This window comes from Clostridium aromativorans, from assembly GCF_020908015.1.
Lineage (GTDB): Bacteria > Bacillota > Clostridia > Clostridiales > Clostridiaceae > Clostridium_B > Clostridium_B aromativorans.
On the sequence record NZ_JAJJPB010000001.1, the window covers coordinates 428,643 to 445,641 of the forward strand.

Sequence of the window (16,999 nt, forward strand, 5' to 3'; positions counted from 1 at the left end):
TTTTACTCTTTTATTTAATCTATTAAAGTTATGTCATCGCCTGTAAAAATAACTTCCATTTTATCCAAATATTCAAGAACTTTACCTGTACCTAAAGCTACACAGGATATTGGATCTTCGGCTACATAAACGGGCACACAGGTAACTTCCTGTATTAAATCACTTAAGCCATTTAGCAAAGCTCCTCCTCCAGTCATAACTATGCCCTTTTCCGCTATATCTGCAGATAGTTCTGGAGGAGTTTTTTCCAATACCGCCTTGGTTGTATCTGCTATAGCATTTACAGTTTCCTTCAAAGCTATTCTCATCTCTTTAGAAGATATTTCCATGTTCTTAGGAAGTCCAGTGATTAAATCTCTTCCCCTTATTTCCATGCTATTTTCTTCATCCTTGTGAAATGCAGAACCTATTTTTATCTTTAAGTTTTCTGAAGTTCTCTCACCAATCATCAATTTATGTTCTTTTCTAATATATTTCATTATAGCTTCATCAAATTTGTCTCCTGCTACTTTAATTGAAGCCCTTACCACTATTCCTCCCAGTGAAATTATAGCCACATCGGTGGTTCCTCCTCCTATATCAATTACCATACTTCCACTCGCTTTAGTTATATCGATTCCAGCACCTATAGCTGCAGCCAATGGTTCTTCAATTAAAAATACTTTTTTTGCACCTGCATTTTTAGCTGCATCGATTACAGCTCTTTTTTCAACTTCAGTAGCCTCGCAGGGAATGCAAACAACTATCCTTGGCGCTGACATTCTCTTCTTCCCACAAGCTTTTCCTATAAAATACTTCAGCATTTTTTCCGTTACATCGTAATCGGATATAACTCCATCTTTTAACGGACGAATTGCAACAATATTACCCGGTGTCCTGCCTATCATCTGCCATGCTTCTTCTCCCACAGCCAGCACTCTATTTTTACTCTTATCTATGGCAACCACAGAAGGTTCTTTTAAAATTACCCCCTTGCCTTTAATATATACAAGCACCGTAGCCGTACCTAAGTCTATTCCCATATCAGTTCCTATATTAAAAAACATCCCTTTTTTCACTCCTACTCTAACTTGCTTTTCATAATAAAATGTAAATACATTTACTATTAATTATAATATCATATTATAATTATAATGGGAATGTTTTTTAACCTTCAATAGCTTTATATTTCATTTTGGTGGCCTTTCCACCTCTTATATGTCTTTCTGCTTTATTATAATCCAATATACTCTTGGCCTCCTGGGCAACCTGTGGATTTATTTTTGGCAACCTCTCAGTCATATCTTTGTGTATAGTACTTTTACTGACTCCAAAAACTTTAGCGGTTTTTCTTATAGTAGCTTTAGATCCTATTATATATTTAGCAACTTCCATAACTCTCTCTTCAATATAATCTTTCAAACTCATTCAACTCCTTCATACAAAAATGTTATTATTCAAAACTTTCTATTATAAAATCGTTTAAACATTTTCTACGTAATTTAAAAAACTTTTAGTATATACTTGTCCTTCCATATATAAATATGCCCCTTTATACCTTAAAATTCATTGTATATGAGCCATTTCTCTATAAAACCTAAGAGAAATGGCCAAATATTAATATTTTATATATTTACCTGGATCAACAAATTCTTTTCCCTTCAAAACAGCAAAATGTAGATGATTCCCATATTTTTCATAGGCTGATCTCAAAGTAGTCTTGCCCACTATTCCTATAACTGCTCCCTTTTTTACCGTCTGACCTGCACTGACTTTAACGTTTGGATCTAAATTAGAATAAATGGTCTTCAATCCATTTTGATGATCTAATATGACTTCCACTCCATCTTGCGTTGCAGTATTTACCGCTTCTACTTTTCCATCCATTGCTGCAAATACTGGTTTCCCCAAATCTGTTTGTATATCATATCCTAAGTTGGGTCTGTATGTTCCAGTAGAATTCCAATATACCGGATCTTCTGAAAATCCTCTTGCAATAACTCCCTCCACTGGTTTTTGGAATGAAGTACTCATTGAATTGGATACTCCTTTCGAAACCTCCTTCTCAGCATTTGCCTGGCTGTTCTCTTTAACTTGAAGGGCATTGTCATAGCTTGAAGAAGGATTTTTATCCGCCTTTGCAGTTTGCTTAACCTGCTTTTGTTCTATGGCTTGACTTTTCTGCAGCTCAGCACTCTGTTCTTTATTGTTTTTTGCAGTCAGCAGTGCAACTGTTGCAACTATACAAAGACAAATAAATAATATTACGTAAAAACCCTCCTTTTTCAAAAAGTTAATCGCTTTATTTGAAAATTTTTTGTCCATATGAACACCTCCTTTTTGTAGTTTGTCCAGAGAATAACAAAAAATACATATTTTATAAATTTTTTTATAAATTTTTTGTAAAAAAAGGGAATGCTGTAAAACCGTTTTTAAGAATAGTTTTACAGCATTCCCTTTTGTAATATGCCGCATAGAATATTATGTTTACTTTAGAAATAAAGATACATTTTTTAAACTTATACCAGTATAATAATGACTTAAAATCTGCATGTAATTTTTACCCTCTTTAGCCATAGTATTGGCCCCCCATTGACTCATTCCAACTCTATGCCCATATCCCAGGCATTCAATATAAACCTTGTCTTTAAAATATACAGTAAAATTTGTAGAATTCAGCCCCATAATAGCTCTAAATTTAGTTCCAGAGATAGTAACCGAACCAAGTTTAATCTCCTTGACTGCTCCTCCTTCCGTTCTGTCCTGTACATTTACTTCTTTAGATAGGCTTTTTAAACTCAGTCCCGAGCTAGGATAATACATGTTTACCTTATCTACAAAGTTCTTATAGGACATTCCCACTGAAGTTTTATATTTATTATGTGCACTCTCTTCCTCTGGGCTTTTCACGCTCTTCAAATACCCCTCTCCTTCTTTAAATACATCTTCTGCATTTTCCGTCCTCCCTCCACTTATGGCAAAATAATAAGGTTCCATAACTAATTTACCCTTATAGGACAATACCTGCCCCGATGTAGCTTGTACAGCTTGTTCTATCTTATCCCAGTATTCTTCAGCTTTTGCCTTTGGCCAGGTATTCATCCTATTCTCTTTGCTTTGAAACACCTGACATGCCACAGTGTCACATACATCTGCTCCTGTATTACTCTTATATTTTTTCCCACCATATACTTCCATATGGGCAGCTCCAAAAGTTCTCGCTGCCACAGCTTGAGCTTTAAGGGCCTCTTTTGAAAATTCCGCTGGCATTTCACCTGCCACCACTCCCAGAACATAATCCTCCAAACTCATTTCTTCTATTTTATGTTTCTCGGTTATATACACTCTTATACTTTTTGAATTGTCATGATCTTCTCTGAATATTATATTTTTTGATTTCATTATAAATTCTGGCAGACTATCCCCTCCATTTTCTTTTCCCACTATGATGAAAGAAAGTACAATGATAAAAAGTACACTCATAAATATCAATATTGCAGATTTTTTTAAAAAGTTCATGATTTACCTCTCTACTATTCCACACCCATCTATATTTTCAATAGTATATTCTTATTATTATTACATCTAAAATATTCCAATCACAGACATATTTAAAAACCTCTATTAAAGCTGTACAATAATTCTGCAAATATAACTGCACATTAAAAAAAAGAAGATCTTGATTAATCTTCTTCTCTACACATCATTAAATTATCAATTTATCCTCTCAATATCAGCACCTAATCCTCTGAGTTTTTTTTCAATATCCACATATCCCCTGTCTACATGATATATATCAGTAACTTCTGTTTCTCCCTCTGCTGCCAGACCACAGAGTATTAGAGCAGCACCAGCCCTAAGATCTGTTGCCCTCACTTCTGCTCCTGTAAGTTTATCAACTCCCTCTATGACAGCACTCCTTCCATCTATCTTTATGTTTGCTCCCATTCTTTTCATCTCCACTGCGTGCATAAATCTATTTTCAAAAATAGTCTCAGTTATTATACTCGTCCCTTTAACCGTACATAAAAGGCCAGTCATCTGAGATTGCATATCAGTGGGAAATCCAGGATAAGGCATTGTTTTAATATCTATAGGTCTTAGATTTCTATCTCCATCTACAATCAAACTATTTCCTTCCACTCTTATATACACTCCTGCTTCAGTTAATTTAGCAATTATAGGTTTTAAATGTTCCTCATTTATGCCATTTATTTTAATTTTGCTTCTGGTTATGGAAGCAGCAACCATAAAAGTTCCAGCTTCTATTCTGTCACATATGGGTTTATGAGTACTTCCCCTTAAATCTTTAACTCCTATTACATGAATAGTCCCGGATCCTGCCCCTACAATTCTAGCACCCATGCTGTTCAAAAATTTGGCCAGATCTTTTATCTCCGGTTCTTCTGCTGCATTTTCTATTATAGTTTCTCCTTCAGCCATTACTGCTGCCATCATTATATTTTCCGTAGCTCCCACAGATGGAAAATCTAAATATATTTTACTGCCTATTAACTTTTTAGCTTGTGCCTCCACATATCCATGTCCTATATTTACTTCTGCTCCAAGAGCACTAAAACCCTTTAAATGCAAATCTATAGGTCTAGTTCCAATATTGCATCCCCCTGGGAGAGATAATTTAAATCTACCAAACCTAGATATCATAGGACCCATTATTAGAAATGAAGCTCTCATTTTTTTTACCAGCTCACTACAGGGACTGCAGTCCCTTATATTGGAAGTATCTATTATAATCTTATTTGCATTTTTATCTATATTTATATCTGCAAATATACTTCTCAGTATATCGCTTATTACAAAGACATCTTCAAGCATCGGGACTTCCTCTATTATACATTTGTCCCCACTTAAAATACAAGCTGCTATAACAGGTAACACAGAATTTTTAGCAGTACTGATGTTTACTTCTCCATGCAGTTTATTTCCTCCCCTAACCACTATTTTACTCATAATGTTCCTCCATTCTATAATTTGCTGATATGTTAATTATTTTGTACTACTATACTAGTATGTTGTCATTATTTCCGGTGTTCCCATAATTATATAGATTCCAGTAGAGTATTTTACAACAGAATAATTAAAATCTATCAAATCTCCGTTACTCTGTATTGGATCAAACATATGAGTATATGCAGTAGAGCTGTATCCTTGATTTAAGGGCACAGTTTTGATATTAGATGTACCTATGTTTTTCAAAGTATCCTCCAGTTTTCTATTTACAGTTGTAACGTTCCCCATTTGTACCTTAGCTTTTACATATTGATAGTACTGACATTTTTCTCCTACATTAGATAAACATTCTTCAACCATATTCTTTAGATATGGCAATTCATAATCATCACATTTTTCAACAACATTAACAGTTATAATATTATGATTTTCATACTGAACACTTTCTATGTAGCCATTTATGTAACTATGGCCAAATTCTATTGAATATAATCCATTATTTCTCAAAACTTTTTTGTCGAGTTTTTCATATTCAAGTAAATTCTGAAATATTCTATTTACAACTTTTTCTCCCTGTTCATCAGTGCTAAAAACTGCCATGACATTACATTCCTCAGGACTACTATGAGTATCATCCAGTATATATTTAAATAGATCAGCTTTTTTTTCATTCAAAACAATATTTTTTGGAAAACTTAAACTACCTACACTACTTCCATAAGCTTTTACATAGTACTGAAAAGAAAATATACACAATAATAAGCAAAATAATATTTTTATATTTTTCATATAAAACAGTTTTGTGAAAATATTTCACAAAACCTTCCCCCCTTTTCTCTTAAACATTATGGACAACTTTTATACTAATATTCAAAAAAAATAAAATTCCATAGAAGGGACTTTATATTAATATATAAATTTACTCAATAAAAGGTGCATATTTTCAAATAAAAAACACTGCCAAAATCATTATATAAATGAAGTTTGACAGTGTTTTTTCACATTTAAATAAACTATAAAAACACATCTATTGCTTTAGATTAATTCTAGCCAGCGCTCTAGCAAGTGCCAGTTCTGCTCTTTGTACATCAATTCCATCTCTATTGGTCAGTCTTTTTTTTGCCCTATCCCTGGCCTCTTCTGCTCTCCTTATATCTATTTCCTCTGGCCATTCACAAGCATCACACAAGATTTTTAATTTATTTTCTTTTACTTCCAATATTCCAACAGATGTAAATGCCTTTAGTTTCTTGTTATCTTTTTGAACAATCACTGTATCAGCAGGTCTCAAAGTAGTTATTAAAGGCATATGATCTGGAAGAATTGTTATGCCTCCTAAAGTACTTTCCGTTATCAATTCTATCACTTCTCCCTCATAAAATTCCCTATCGGGAGTAAGGATAGTCAATTTTAACACTTCTGACATATTAATCTCCTTTAACTCTGTGCCATATTTTTAGCCGCTTTAACTACTGAGTCAATAGTCCCTTTAAAGAGAAAAGCTGCTTCAGGCAAATCATCATATTTGCCTTCGAGTATTTCTTTAAATCCTCTTATAGTTTCCTTTATAGGAACATACTCTCCCTTATAACCTGTAAATTGTTCCGCAACAGTAAAAGGCTGAGATAAAAATCTCTGTATTCTTCTCGCTCTCAAAACCACCAGTCTGTCTTCTTCTGACAACTCATCTACACCTAGTATAGCTATAATATCCTGGAGTTCACTATATCTTTCGAGTATGTTTTTAACTCCTGAAGCCACTTTATAATGCTCTTCTCCTACAATTCTAGGATCCAGAATTCTAGAAGTAGATGCCAGTGGATCAACTGCAGGATAAATTCCAAGCTCTGATATAGATCTAGAAAGAACCGTAGTAGCATCAAGATGTGTAAAAGTAGTTGCCGGTGCCGGATCAGTCAAATCATCTGCCGGTACATATACAGCCTGAACAGATGTAATAGAACCCTGCTTTGTAGATGTTATTCTTTCCTGCAGTGCACCCATTTCCGTGGCAAGTGTCGGTTGATAACCAACAGCGCTAGGTATCCTACCAAGAAGTGCAGAAACCTCTGAACCTGCCTGGGTAAATCTAAATATATTGTCAATAAATAAAAGCACATCCTGACCCTGATCTCTAAAATATTCTGCCATGGTAAGGCCTGTGAGCGCAACTCTCATCCTTGCTCCAGGCGGTTCATTCATCTGCCCAAATACCAGGGCAGTTTTATTTATGACACCAGAATCCTGCATTTCATAATACAAGTCATTTCCCTCTCTTGTTCTCTCTCCAACGCCCGTAAAAACAGAGAGTCCACCATGTTCTTTGGCTATATTATTTATAAGTTCCTGAATAATAACTGTCTTGCCAACGCCAGCCCCTCCAAACAGCCCTATCTTTCCACCTCTTTGATACGGTGCAATTAGATCTATAACTTTAATGCCGGTCTCAAACATCTCAGGTTTTACAGATTGATCTTCAAAACTTGGAGCTGGTCTGTGAATAGGATAATATTTATCTGATTTTACTTCTCCCTTTTCATCAATCGGCTGACCTAACATATTAAAAAGTCTTCCCAAAACTTGTTCTCCTACAGGTACAGATATAGGTGAGCCAGTATCTACGGCTTCCATTCCTCTAACCAACCCATCTGTACTCTCCATAGATATAGTCCTCACTATATCATCCCCCAAATGCTGAGCAACTTCTGTAACAATTTTTTTATCTCCTGATTGTATATCTATGGCATTGTATATGTTAGGAAGGTTTTCTGTATTAAATTTTATATCTACTACAGGTCCTATAACCTGAATAACTTTGCCTATATTTGGCATCAACGTCCCTCCTTACTTCAGAGCTTCTGCTCCTCCAATTATTTCGGTTATTTCTTGTGTTATGGCGCTCTGTCTTGCTCTATTGTATTTGAGATTCAAATCACTGAGTAAGTCATTTGCATTTTTAGTAGCCCCATCCATTGCTGTCATCCTGGAAGCTTGCTCGCTAATCTTTGAATTTATCATACAATTAAGTATTTTCTGCTTTAAGTGCAGAACCACCATATCATCTATCATCTTATCTGCAGATGGTTCAAATTTTATAAGAAAATTTCTCTTTTCACTTTTGTTACTCTCCAGCGGGAGTAATTTTTCAACAATTACATTCTGTCTAACTGTAGAAATAAATCTAGTATATACTATATTAACTTCTCCAACTTTACCACTTCTATAAAAATCCAGGGCTTTATACACTATAGTACTTGCCTCTTTTACCGTAGGAATATCGGGAATATCCACATATTCTGCCTCTGTACTGTACCCAAGTCTCTTAAAATACATTCTGCCCTTTTGGCCTACAGCTATCAAAAGAGAATTATCCCTCTCTTTTGATATAACGGCATCTGTTTCATTTACAACATTCACATTGAATCCCCCACATAATCCCGTATCTGAATTTAAAGTTATGTAGAGCTTATTATTGGAACCATTGCCCTTTATATAAATATTATTTTTCTCAGCTTCTAAAACAATTTCATTTACAATAGAATTAAAAAGTTCACAATATTTATTATTTACCTCAAGCTTTCTTCTAACTTTTCTAAGTTTAGAGGTGGCAATAAGTCCCATGGCCTTTGTTATCTTTTGGGTACTAGTTATTGATTTAATTCTTCTTTTAATTGTAACAAGTCCTGCCCCTGCCATACTTCACCTCCCGCAGAGCAAATATCACTCTGCTAAAAATATTTTTTTGAATTCTTCTACAGCACTGCCAAGTTTGTCACTGAGTTCATCCGATAAAATCTTCTTTTCCAGAATTTCCTTTCCAATTTCACCATGATGAGTATCCATGTAATCAAGAAATTCTTCTTCAAATTGGGAGATCTTTTCAACAGGTACATCCATTATATAATTTCTGGAAGCAGCAAATAATATCATTACCTGCTTTTCTACAGGCATTGGTTTATATTGAGGCTGCTTCAGTATTTCCGTCAATCTCTTTCCTTTTTCAAGCCATCTCTTTGATTCTTTATCCAGGTCAGAACCAAATTGAGCAAATGAAGCAAGTTCTCTGTATTGGGCTAAATCGATCCTCAGTGTTCCAGCAACTTGTTTCATAGCTTTAATCTGCGCATTACCTCCAACTCTAGATACTGATATTCCTGCATTTATTGCCGGTCTCTGCCCTGCATAGAAAAGCTCTGTTTCAAGAAATATCTGGCCATCTGTTATTGATATGACATTTGTCGGTATATATGCAGTAACATCGCCTGCCATAGTCTCTATTATAGGAAGTGCAGTAAGAGAACCTCCTCCTAGTTTGTCTGAAAGTTTTGCCGCCCTTTCCAAAAGTCGTGAATGAAGGTAGAATACATCTCCAGGATAGGCTTCCCTTCCTGGTGGTCTACGAAGCAGCAGCGACATCTCTCTATAGGCAACAGCATGTTTAGACAGATCATCGTAGATAATAAGTACATCTTCTCCCTTATTCATAAAATACTCACCCATAGAACATCCTGCATAAGGGGATATATACTGAAGCGGTGCTGATTCCGACGCAGATGCAGATACAACTATGGTATAATCCATGGCACCTGTTTCCACTAAATCATTCACTATATGCGCTACAGTGGATTGTTTCTGTCCTATAGCCACATAAATACATATCACATTTTTTCCCTTTTGATTTATTATAGTATCCATAGCAATGGCAGTTTTACCTGTCTGCCTGTCTCCTATTATTAACTCTCTCTGTCCTTTACCAATTGGTATTATGGAATCTATTGCCTTTATTCCAGTCTGGAGCGGTTCTTTAACAGATTGTCTTGTTATAACTCCGGGTGCAACCAGATCTACAGGTCTAGTTTCACTGGTTTTAATAGGACCTTTCCCATCTATAGGTTGGCCAAGGGAATTTACCACTCTACCCATAAGGGCATCACCCACAGGTACTTCTACTACCTTACCAGTCCTTTTGACTGTATCTCCTTCTTTTATTCCCTCTTCAGAACCTAAAAGAACACAACCTACATTATCCTGTTCAAGGTTTAAAGCCATACCATAGACATCATTTGGGAACTCTAAAAGTTCTCCAGACATACACTGGTTAAGGCCATAAACTCTGGCAATACCATCACCAATTTGAATTATTGTACCTGAATCAACTGTCTCTATTTTTTTTTCATATTTTTGTATTTCATCTTTTATAATTGAAGTTATCTCTTCAGGTTTTACGTTCATAGGCTCACCTCTGTTCTCCTTTAAGCATTATTTTTTTCATTTCAGAAAGTTTTGACCTTATAGTACCATCAATGACTTCATTATTTACATCTACATAAACTCCGCCTATAATACTTGGATCTATTTCTTCTTCAATCAAAATTTTTTTATTAAATTTTTTTTCTAATTTCTGAATCAGATCTTTTTTCTCATTGTCTTTCAATGGGATAACTGTCTTTACTTTTGCGACAACAGTATTGTGTTTTCCAAGATATATATCCTTCATTTCCTTGAGTTTTCCATCTAATTGCTTGATTCTTCCCTTATCTATAAGAATCAATAAAAATGAAAGAATATCTTTATTTACTCTATCTTTAAATATTTCTGTAAACATCCTTCTCTTATCTGCTGTGCTGACCTCAGGATGTTCCATAATCTCCAAAAATTTAGTATCCTTATTTATGATATCTACGACCTGTTTTAATTCCTCCAGGTACTCCTTTACTTTCCCCTTTTCCTCCGCTATCTCATAGAGTGCAAGAGCATACCTTCTATCTAAATATTCATACATAATTAGATACCTACCTTAGCTATAAAATCCTCAATAAGTTTCCTGTGCTGCTTTTCATCAATAGAACCCTCTAAAGCTTTTTCAGACACTAAAAGAGCCAGATCAACCACCTGATTTTTTATCTCATCCTGTGCCTTTTCTCTCTGTCTATCCGCTTCAATCTTTGCCCTGTTTAATATAAGTTGAGCCTCTTTATGAGCATCACCTAATATATCTTCAGAAACTCTCTCGGCTTTATTTTTATAATCTTCAACAATAGTTCTACCCTCTATTTTTGAATTTTTCAACAATTCATCGTGCTGAGCTACCAGTTGTTTTGATTTTTTTTCATTTTCAACAGCATTTTTAATTCTAGAATCAATTTCATTTTGCCTATTAGTGAGGGTAGTATCCACAGGTTTAAAAAAGAAATGTTTTAAAATAAAATACAATATAATAAAATTTATTATTGTTATAACAACTCGAGTCAAATCAATTTGCATACTGAACTTCAATCCTCCCCTCTAAAATTATATGTAAACTGGTGAGGTATAGATATAATCAAACTCTAAATACTAAAATAAGAGCTATCAGCAAAGAATAAATAGCTGTTACTTCTGATAAAGCAGCACTTACAAAAAATGTACTCAATATCTTACCACTTGCCTCTGGCTGTCTGGACACACCTTCAACTGCTTTTGCTGCAGCATTACCAACTCCAATACCTCCTCCTAAACATCCTATAGCAGCTAATCCTGCACCAATTGCTGCCATTCCCGATATGAATGTATTTGCATCTAAATTCATAATAAAAAATCCTCCTTAAAATAAATATTGAATATAAACCATTATTCTTCAGCTATAACCTTTATATTCATTACTGTAAGCATAACGAATACTATCATCTGTATAGAACCATCAAATAAATCAAAAAAAGCATGTAAGGGAATCGGTATCAATAATTGAGAAAACCATGCTATATTCCCTAGTCCCTTATACACCATTCCAATAATTACAGCACCTGCTGTTAAATTACCAAACAGTCGAAGACTCAGTGAAACTGGTAGGACTATTCTCTCTACAATATTGAGTGGCAGCAATGGTACTGCTGGTTTAGCATAAGCACTAAAATAACTTTTAAGCCCTTTTTTCTTGATAGCATTGTATTGAACTAGAATAAAAGTTATAAGTGCAAGCCCCACTGCCACACTCAGATCCTCTGTTGGAGCCCTTACACCTACAATAACAGGAGCGATATTCATCACCAATATATATATCGCAAGAGTTCCCACATATGGTATAAATGATACATACTCTTTTCCCATATTATCCTTTACAAGATTTTGTATTGATTCTACAATGATTTCAATAACAGTTTGCTTTTTATCAGGTACTTTTTTCATACCATTAGTGAAAATTTTTGCCAAAATGGCTAAAATCACAATAATAACCCATTGTACCATAATGCTAGAAGTTATTGGAATTTTAAGTGATCCCAAATGTATTAGGAACAATGGCGAAAAGCCTTCCACTTCATCACATCCCCTCTTTATTCTATATTGTTTTTATTACTTTCTATAACTGAATATATATATACTCCCAATAAATGAGAAGTATAGCCAAATAAATAGGCAATGGTGTTATTTTTATTGTAAGAAAAAATAACATATCCTATGCCCGCCGCAATGACAATTCTCATGATGAAACCTATGATATATAATGAACTAGACGAATTGGGAAGCTTTTGAAATACGAAGCCTCCCACTACAGCATTTATAAAAAAATTAAAGATTGCCACCAGCATTCCTATCAATGTAAATAATCCATAATTTTTAAAAATCAACTGTATTAGGCAGGCCATTGCAACAATAAATATTAGATTGATGATGGACACCTTTTTCACCATGCTCAAAATATGTTTATCCATTAAGTTCCCCCGTGCAGAAATAAACTAATAAAATTATATACCTTAAAAATATAATCTAAAAGTTCTATTTTTTCGATTAATTGATTGTTTTTATGTAATTTTCGTCAATTTATATGATCTTAACCCATAATTGCTTATTAAATCTATGCTTTTTTAAATTATAATTCAATATAGTATATTATTTACTTAAATACATTACAACTGTATGATTTAATCATACAATTATTACAAAAAAAACACAAGGGTTATGTATTTCACAAATTAATTTTGCTAAAAAACATAACCCTTGCGTCTATGTTATAAATTTTACATTATTAAATACAAATTTTATCTCTCAACTATTATGGCAGTACCCATTCCACCACCTATACACAATGTTGCAAGGCCTTTTTTAGCATCTCTTTTCTTCATTTCATAAAGCAGTGTAGTAAGTATTCTTGCACCGGAACATCCAACTGGATGTCCAAGAGCTACTGCTCCGCCGTTTACATTTACCTTGCTCATGTCAAATTTTAAATCTTTAGCCACAGCTAAACTCTGAGCCGCAAATGCTTCATTTGCCTCTATCAAATCCAGGTCCTCTACCTTTAAATTAGCCTTTTCCAATGCTATTTTAGTTGCATAGAAAGGACCATAGCCCATTATCTTAGGATCCAAACCTCTTGTCCCATATGAAACGATCCTTGCCATTGGCTCTATTCCCAATTCTTTTGCTTTGTCTGCGCTCATCACAACTAATGCTGCAGCTGCGTCATTTATTCCCGAAGCATTTCCTGCTGTAACAGTTCCATCCTTTTTAAAAGCCGGTTTTAATTTGGATAAAGTTTCGACTGTAGTTCCAAATCTAGGGAACTCATCTGTATCAAAAACTATTTCTCCCTTTTTTCTATCTTTTATGGTAATTGGAACTATTTCATCTTTAAATCTTCCGCTCTTTATAGCTTTTTCTGCTTTTTGTTGAGATGACGCTGAAAATTCATCCTGCATTTCTCTAGTTATATGCCACTGTTCAGCTACATTCTCTGCAGTAATTCCCATATGGTAATTGTTAAAGGCATCAAACAAACCATCTCTCAACATGGAATCCACTAATTTCCCGTCGCCCATTCTAGCTCCCCATCTAGCGTTTTCAAGTAAATATGGAGCAGCAGACATGTTTTCCATTCCTCCAGCAACAACTATATCGTCATCTCCAACTTTTATGAGCTGAGCTGCTAGACTAACTGCCCTAAGACCTGAACCACAGAGTTTATTCAAAGTAAATGAGGGAACTTCCACAGGAATACCTGCATATACAGCAGCTTGTCTTGCTGGACTTTGTCCAAGACCCGCCTGCAATACATTTCCCATTATAACTTCATCTACGAGTTCTGGTTTAATATTTGCCCTTTTTACTGCCTCTTTTATAACTGCAGTACCTAATTTTACTGCAGAAACATTTTTTAAACTTCCCCCGAATTTTCCTATGGCAGTCCTTGCAGCACTTACAATAACTACATCTCTCATAATTAATCCTCCTAAATTAAATTATCTATTTCTAATTTACAAAGTTTTCTGTCATCCTCTTTATTATACTAGCTAATTAGACTTTTATCAATATTTTTGTTAAAAAAAACACAAAGATTTTAGCTTTAATAAGGTAATCCCTGTCAATTTCCAAATAAAAATTTTATTGAAACTCCTTATATTCGCCACTTTCTATATTAAAATACTGTAAAATAGCTGCTGCTATTCTTCCAGATGCTTTACCATCCCCATATGGATTTATGGCTCTGCTCATTACATTGTATTCATCTTGATCCAATATAAGTTCATTTGCCAATTTAACTATGTTATCCTCATCAGTTCCGGCCAATTTCACTGTGCCCGCTTCTACAGCTTCTGGTCTTTCAGTTACATTCCTAAGTACCAACACAGGTTTTCCAAGATGAGGTGCCTCCTCTTGAAGACCACCTGAATCAGTCATGACCATATAGCATTTATTCATCAAATTATGAGTTTCTTTTGTGTCCAGAGGCGGCAGTAAATGTATCCTTGGAATATGATCCAATATTTTATACACCACGTCCTTTACTATTGGATTTAAGTGCACAAGATAAATAACTTCTACTTCGGCATTATCCTGAACAATTCTTTTAAGTGCATTACAAATATTTCTAATTCCCCTGCCCCAGTTCTCTCTTCTATGAGCAGTTACCATTATAATTTTTCTGTTATCATAGTCTATCTGATTTAGTTCATTATTGTTAAATACATAACCTTTTTCCACCGTAAAATTCATAGCATCTATAACTGTGTTCCCTGTAACAAATATTTTATTTTCAGGTACCCCTTCTTTCAGAAGGTTATTTTTAGAACCTGTGGTTGGCGCAAAATGCAGGTCAGCTATAGCTCCAGTAAGTTTTCTATTCATTTCTTCGGGAAAAGGAAAATATTTATCATAAGTCCTTAGACCAGCTTCCACATGGCCTACTGCTATTTTCTTATAAAATGCCGCCAGAGCTCCTGCAAAAGTGGTAGTAGTATCTCCATGAACAATAACTAGATTCGGCTTTTCTTCATCAAATATATTTTCAAGCCCCTGAAGCACCCTGGTAGTTATTCCCGTCAAGGTTTGTTTACTCTTCATTATGTTCAAATCAAAATCCGGTTCAATTTTAAAAAGCTCCAAAACTTGATCAAGCATTTGTCTGTGCTGAGCTGTAACACAGACTTTATTTTCTATATTCTCTATGTTTCCAAGCTCCTTAACTAGGGGAGCCATCTTTATTGCTTCAGGTCTTGTGCCAAATATTGCAATACTCTTGATCTTTTTCATATAAAATCCTCCATTTTACTCTCTATGTTTAAAAAAACCAGCTTTCCAGGCTATCAAGATTAAAATAATCATTACTATAATCAGCAAAAAATAGGATCTCTGCGCATTTATCTCCATGGCTACTATGGAAAAGCTGCCAAGAACTGCACTTATAATGTACATTATCATAACCGCCTGTTTCTGGGTAAGCCCCATATCCAGGAGCCTATGGTGCAAATGTCCCCTGTCTGCCTGCATGATAGGCTTCCCATTTATCTTTCTCCTCACCATAGCAAATAAAGTATCGTAGATTGGTATTCCCAAAGCAAGAATGGGCACAGCTATAGAAAAAGCAGCTGCAGATTTAACAGCTCCCTCAATAGATATAGCTGCAAGTAAAAAGCCCAGTAATTGTGCTCCTGTATCACCCATGAATATAGATGCTGGATTAAAATTATAAGGCAAAAAACCTGCTGTAGCTCCTGCTAATATAATTGTAAGTATGGCAGCTTCGTTTCTTCCATTCAGTACAGCTATAATAAAAATAGTTATGGATGATATAAGTGCAATGCCTGCAGCCAACCCATCTAATCCATCTATTAAATTCAATGCATTGGTAATTCCAATCACCCAAATCAGTGTCAGTGGAATTGACATTATACCTAAATTCACAAATTGATACAATCCACTGAATGGATTGGTAATCAATACTATCTTAATTCCATAAACTATTAAAATCAAAGTTGCTGCCAATTGAAATAATAATTTACACCAGGGCTTTATATTGAACTTGTCATCTAGAAATCCTCCTATTACTATTACAGTAGAACCCAATATAAGGCCAATTTCAGAATTTGTAAGCCTGCCTAATTTTAAAAATAGAGTGACCATAAAAGAAATGTATATGGCCATTCCACCTAAAAGTGGTATTGGTTTATTATGTACCCTCCTATTATCTTTAGGGATATCCACAATTTGTAATTTTATAGCATACTTTCTAACAAGTGGTGTAATAACAGCTGAGAGTGCTGCTGAAACTACTGCAAATAAATATAAATTATCCATAACAACCTTCCTCAATCACATCTTTTGTTCTTTAGATATTATGTTATTCTGCTCTTTTTAAACATATTAATTCAATTTGCGGTGCTTTTTCAAACCAATTAATTTCAGGTTTGTAATCTTCAGAATACACCACCCTCTTAATACCACAGGTAATTATCAATTTTTGACATTCTGGACACGGCATATGAGTCACATACAGCGTTGAATTTTCTCTATCTTCTGGCGATACTTCTAGCAAACAATTCACCTCTGCGTGAATTGTCCTTATACAATGATTATTTTTAAGATAACATCCAACCTCATCACAATGCTCTAATCCTCTGGGACTTCCATTATAACCAGTACCCTTTATTCTTCTGTTTTTAACAAGAACTGCCCCCACATGCAGCCTAGGGCATGTACTTCTTTCCGCAACCTCAAATGCTATATCCACGAAATAATTATCCCAATCTTTTCTCATCGACAAATATCTCCTTGCTTCATAAGAATATACTATATA

The 16,999-nt window shown here is 34.6% G+C and carries 19 protein-coding genes; all 19 read right to left on the reverse strand.

Annotation, left to right across the window (positions count from 1 at the left end; translation table 11 throughout):
* Nucleotides 1-14 precede the first annotated feature (14 nt).
* Nucleotides 15-1,046 (reverse strand): rod shape-determining protein, encoded by a 1,032-nt coding sequence (mreB, locus tag LN736_RS02060; protein WP_150358612.1) that lies wholly within the window; start codon nucleotides 1,044-1,046, stop codon nucleotides 15-17.
* Between the two features lie 100 nt (nucleotides 1,047-1,146).
* A complete protein-coding gene (gene spoIIID / locus LN736_RS02065; protein WP_150358613.1) occupies nucleotides 1,147-1,401 on the reverse strand; it encodes a sporulation transcriptional regulator SpoIIID in 255 nt (84 codons plus the stop codon).
* A gap of 195 nt (nucleotides 1,402-1,596) precedes the next feature.
* Nucleotides 1,597-2,304 carry a M23 family metallopeptidase gene (locus LN736_RS02070; protein WP_150358614.1) on the reverse strand — a complete coding sequence of 236 codons (708 nt, stop codon included), beginning with the start codon at nucleotides 2,302-2,304 and terminating at the stop codon, nucleotides 1,597-1,599.
* A 162-nt stretch (nucleotides 2,305-2,466) separates the two neighbouring features.
* A complete protein-coding gene (gene spoIID / locus LN736_RS02075) occupies nucleotides 2,467-3,498 on the reverse strand; it encodes a stage II sporulation protein D (RefSeq protein ID WP_150357539.1) in 1,032 nt (343 codons plus the stop codon).
* 195 nt (nucleotides 3,499-3,693) lie between these two features.
* Nucleotides 3,694-4,950 (reverse strand): UDP-N-acetylglucosamine 1-carboxyvinyltransferase, encoded by a 1,257-nt coding sequence (gene murA / locus LN736_RS02080; protein WP_150357541.1) that lies wholly within the window; start codon nucleotides 4,948-4,950, stop codon nucleotides 3,694-3,696.
* Between the two features lie 54 nt (nucleotides 4,951-5,004).
* Nucleotides 5,005-5,625 (reverse strand): hypothetical protein, encoded by a 621-nt coding sequence (locus LN736_RS02085; RefSeq protein WP_179978124.1) that lies wholly within the window; start codon nucleotides 5,623-5,625, stop codon nucleotides 5,005-5,007.
* A 352-nt stretch (nucleotides 5,626-5,977) separates the two neighbouring features.
* On the reverse strand, nucleotides 5,978-6,376 hold the full coding sequence (locus tag LN736_RS02090; RefSeq protein WP_150357545.1) for a F0F1 ATP synthase subunit epsilon: 399 nt from the start codon (nucleotides 6,374-6,376) through the stop codon (nucleotides 5,978-5,980).
* A gap of 11 nt (nucleotides 6,377-6,387) precedes the next feature.
* Nucleotides 6,388-7,782 carry a F0F1 ATP synthase subunit beta gene (gene atpD, locus LN736_RS02095; protein WP_229980674.1) on the reverse strand — a complete coding sequence of 465 codons (1,395 nt, stop codon included), beginning with the start codon at nucleotides 7,780-7,782 and terminating at the stop codon, nucleotides 6,388-6,390.
* 12 nt (nucleotides 7,783-7,794) lie between these two features.
* Nucleotides 7,795-8,646, reverse strand: a complete 852-nt coding sequence (gene atpG, locus LN736_RS02100; protein WP_150357549.1) for an ATP synthase F1 subunit gamma — start codon at nucleotides 8,644-8,646, stop codon at nucleotides 7,795-7,797.
* A 24-nt stretch (nucleotides 8,647-8,670) separates the two neighbouring features.
* Entirely contained in the window at nucleotides 8,671-10,182 is a 1,512-nt protein-coding gene (atpA, locus tag LN736_RS02105) for a F0F1 ATP synthase subunit alpha (protein ID WP_150357551.1), read from the reverse strand.
* 4 nt (nucleotides 10,183-10,186) lie between these two features.
* Nucleotides 10,187-10,732: a F0F1 ATP synthase subunit delta gene (locus LN736_RS02110; RefSeq protein WP_150357553.1), complete on the reverse strand. Its 546-nt coding sequence runs from the start codon at nucleotides 10,730-10,732 to the stop codon at nucleotides 10,187-10,189.
* Nucleotides 10,733-10,734: 2 nt separating this feature from the next.
* Nucleotides 10,735-11,214 carry a F0F1 ATP synthase subunit B gene (locus LN736_RS02115; protein WP_150357555.1) on the reverse strand — a complete coding sequence of 160 codons (480 nt, stop codon included), beginning with the start codon at nucleotides 11,212-11,214 and terminating at the stop codon, nucleotides 10,735-10,737.
* Nucleotides 11,215-11,272: 58 nt separating this feature from the next.
* Nucleotides 11,273-11,518: an ATP synthase F0 subunit C gene (atpE, locus tag LN736_RS02120; RefSeq protein ID WP_106008346.1), complete on the reverse strand. Its 246-nt coding sequence runs from the start codon at nucleotides 11,516-11,518 to the stop codon at nucleotides 11,273-11,275.
* Between the two features lie 41 nt (nucleotides 11,519-11,559).
* Nucleotides 11,560-12,243 (reverse strand): F0F1 ATP synthase subunit A, encoded by a 684-nt coding sequence (locus LN736_RS02125; protein WP_150357557.1) that lies wholly within the window; start codon nucleotides 12,241-12,243, stop codon nucleotides 11,560-11,562.
* A gap of 17 nt (nucleotides 12,244-12,260) precedes the next feature.
* Nucleotides 12,261-12,638 carry an ATP synthase subunit I gene (locus tag LN736_RS02130; RefSeq protein ID WP_150357559.1) on the reverse strand — a complete coding sequence of 126 codons (378 nt, stop codon included), beginning with the start codon at nucleotides 12,636-12,638 and terminating at the stop codon, nucleotides 12,261-12,263.
* Between the two features lie 327 nt (nucleotides 12,639-12,965).
* Nucleotides 12,966-14,144, reverse strand: coding sequence for an acetyl-CoA C-acetyltransferase (locus LN736_RS02135; RefSeq protein ID WP_150357561.1), 1,179 nt, complete (start codon nucleotides 14,142-14,144; stop codon nucleotides 12,966-12,968).
* A 163-nt stretch (nucleotides 14,145-14,307) separates the two neighbouring features.
* Nucleotides 14,308-15,456 (reverse strand): non-hydrolyzing UDP-N-acetylglucosamine 2-epimerase, encoded by a 1,149-nt coding sequence (gene wecB, locus LN736_RS02140; RefSeq protein WP_229980676.1) that lies wholly within the window; start codon nucleotides 15,454-15,456, stop codon nucleotides 14,308-14,310.
* 15 nt (nucleotides 15,457-15,471) lie between these two features.
* Nucleotides 15,472-16,500: an MraY family glycosyltransferase gene (locus LN736_RS02145; protein ID WP_229980679.1), complete on the reverse strand. Its 1,029-nt coding sequence runs from the start codon at nucleotides 16,498-16,500 to the stop codon at nucleotides 15,472-15,474.
* A gap of 43 nt (nucleotides 16,501-16,543) precedes the next feature.
* Nucleotides 16,544-16,960: a deoxycytidylate deaminase gene (locus tag LN736_RS02150; protein WP_150357567.1), complete on the reverse strand. Its 417-nt coding sequence runs from the start codon at nucleotides 16,958-16,960 to the stop codon at nucleotides 16,544-16,546.
* Nucleotides 16,961-16,999 lie beyond the last annotated feature (39 nt).

Excerpts from the sequence above, each read along its gene's own strand:
- LN736_RS02070 (WP_150358614.1), bottom strand. The coding sequence starts at position 2,304 with ATGGACAAAAAATTTTCAAATAAAGCGATTAACTTTTTGAAAAAGGAG.
- atpA (WP_150357551.1), bottom strand. The coding sequence starts at position 10,182 with ATGAACGTAAAACCTGAAGAGATAACTTCAATTATAAAAGATGAAATA.
- atpE (WP_106008346.1), bottom strand. The coding sequence starts at position 11,518 with ATGAATTTAGATGCAAATACATTCATATCGGGAATGGCAGCAATTGGT.
- murA (WP_150357541.1), bottom strand. The coding sequence starts at position 4,950 with ATGAGTAAAATAGTGGTTAGGGGAGGAAATAAACTGCATGGAGAAGTA.
- LN736_RS02090 (WP_150357545.1), bottom strand. The coding sequence starts at position 6,376 with ATGTCAGAAGTGTTAAAATTGACTATCCTTACTCCCGATAGGGAATTT.
- LN736_RS02115 (WP_150357555.1), bottom strand. The coding sequence starts at position 11,214 with ATGCAAATTGATTTGACTCGAGTTGTTATAACAATAATAAATTTTATT.
- LN736_RS02110 (WP_150357553.1), bottom strand. The coding sequence starts at position 10,732 with ATGTATGAATATTTAGATAGAAGGTATGCTCTTGCACTCTATGAGATA.
- spoIID (WP_150357539.1), bottom strand. The coding sequence starts at position 3,498 with ATGAACTTTTTAAAAAAATCTGCAATATTGATATTTATGAGTGTACTT.
- LN736_RS02135 (WP_150357561.1), bottom strand. The coding sequence starts at position 14,144 with ATGAGAGATGTAGTTATTGTAAGTGCTGCAAGGACTGCCATAGGAAAA.
- LN736_RS02130 (WP_150357559.1), bottom strand. The coding sequence starts at position 12,638 with ATGGATAAACATATTTTGAGCATGGTGAAAAAGGTGTCCATCATCAAT.
- mreB (WP_150358612.1), bottom strand. The coding sequence starts at position 1,046 with ATGTTTTTTAATATAGGAACTGATATGGGAATAGACTTAGGTACGGCT.
- atpG (WP_150357549.1), bottom strand. The coding sequence starts at position 8,646 with ATGGCAGGGGCAGGACTTGTTACAATTAAAAGAAGAATTAAATCAATA.
- atpD (WP_229980674.1), bottom strand. The coding sequence starts at position 7,782 with ATGCCAAATATAGGCAAAGTTATTCAGGTTATAGGACCTGTAGTAGAT.
- LN736_RS02145 (WP_229980679.1), bottom strand. The coding sequence starts at position 16,500 with ATGGATAATTTATATTTATTTGCAGTAGTTTCAGCAGCACTCTCAGCT.
- LN736_RS02150 (WP_150357567.1), bottom strand. The coding sequence starts at position 16,960 with ATGAGAAAAGATTGGGATAATTATTTCGTGGATATAGCATTTGAGGTT.
- wecB (WP_229980676.1), bottom strand. The coding sequence starts at position 15,456 with ATGAAAAAGATCAAGAGTATTGCAATATTTGGCACAAGACCTGAAGCA.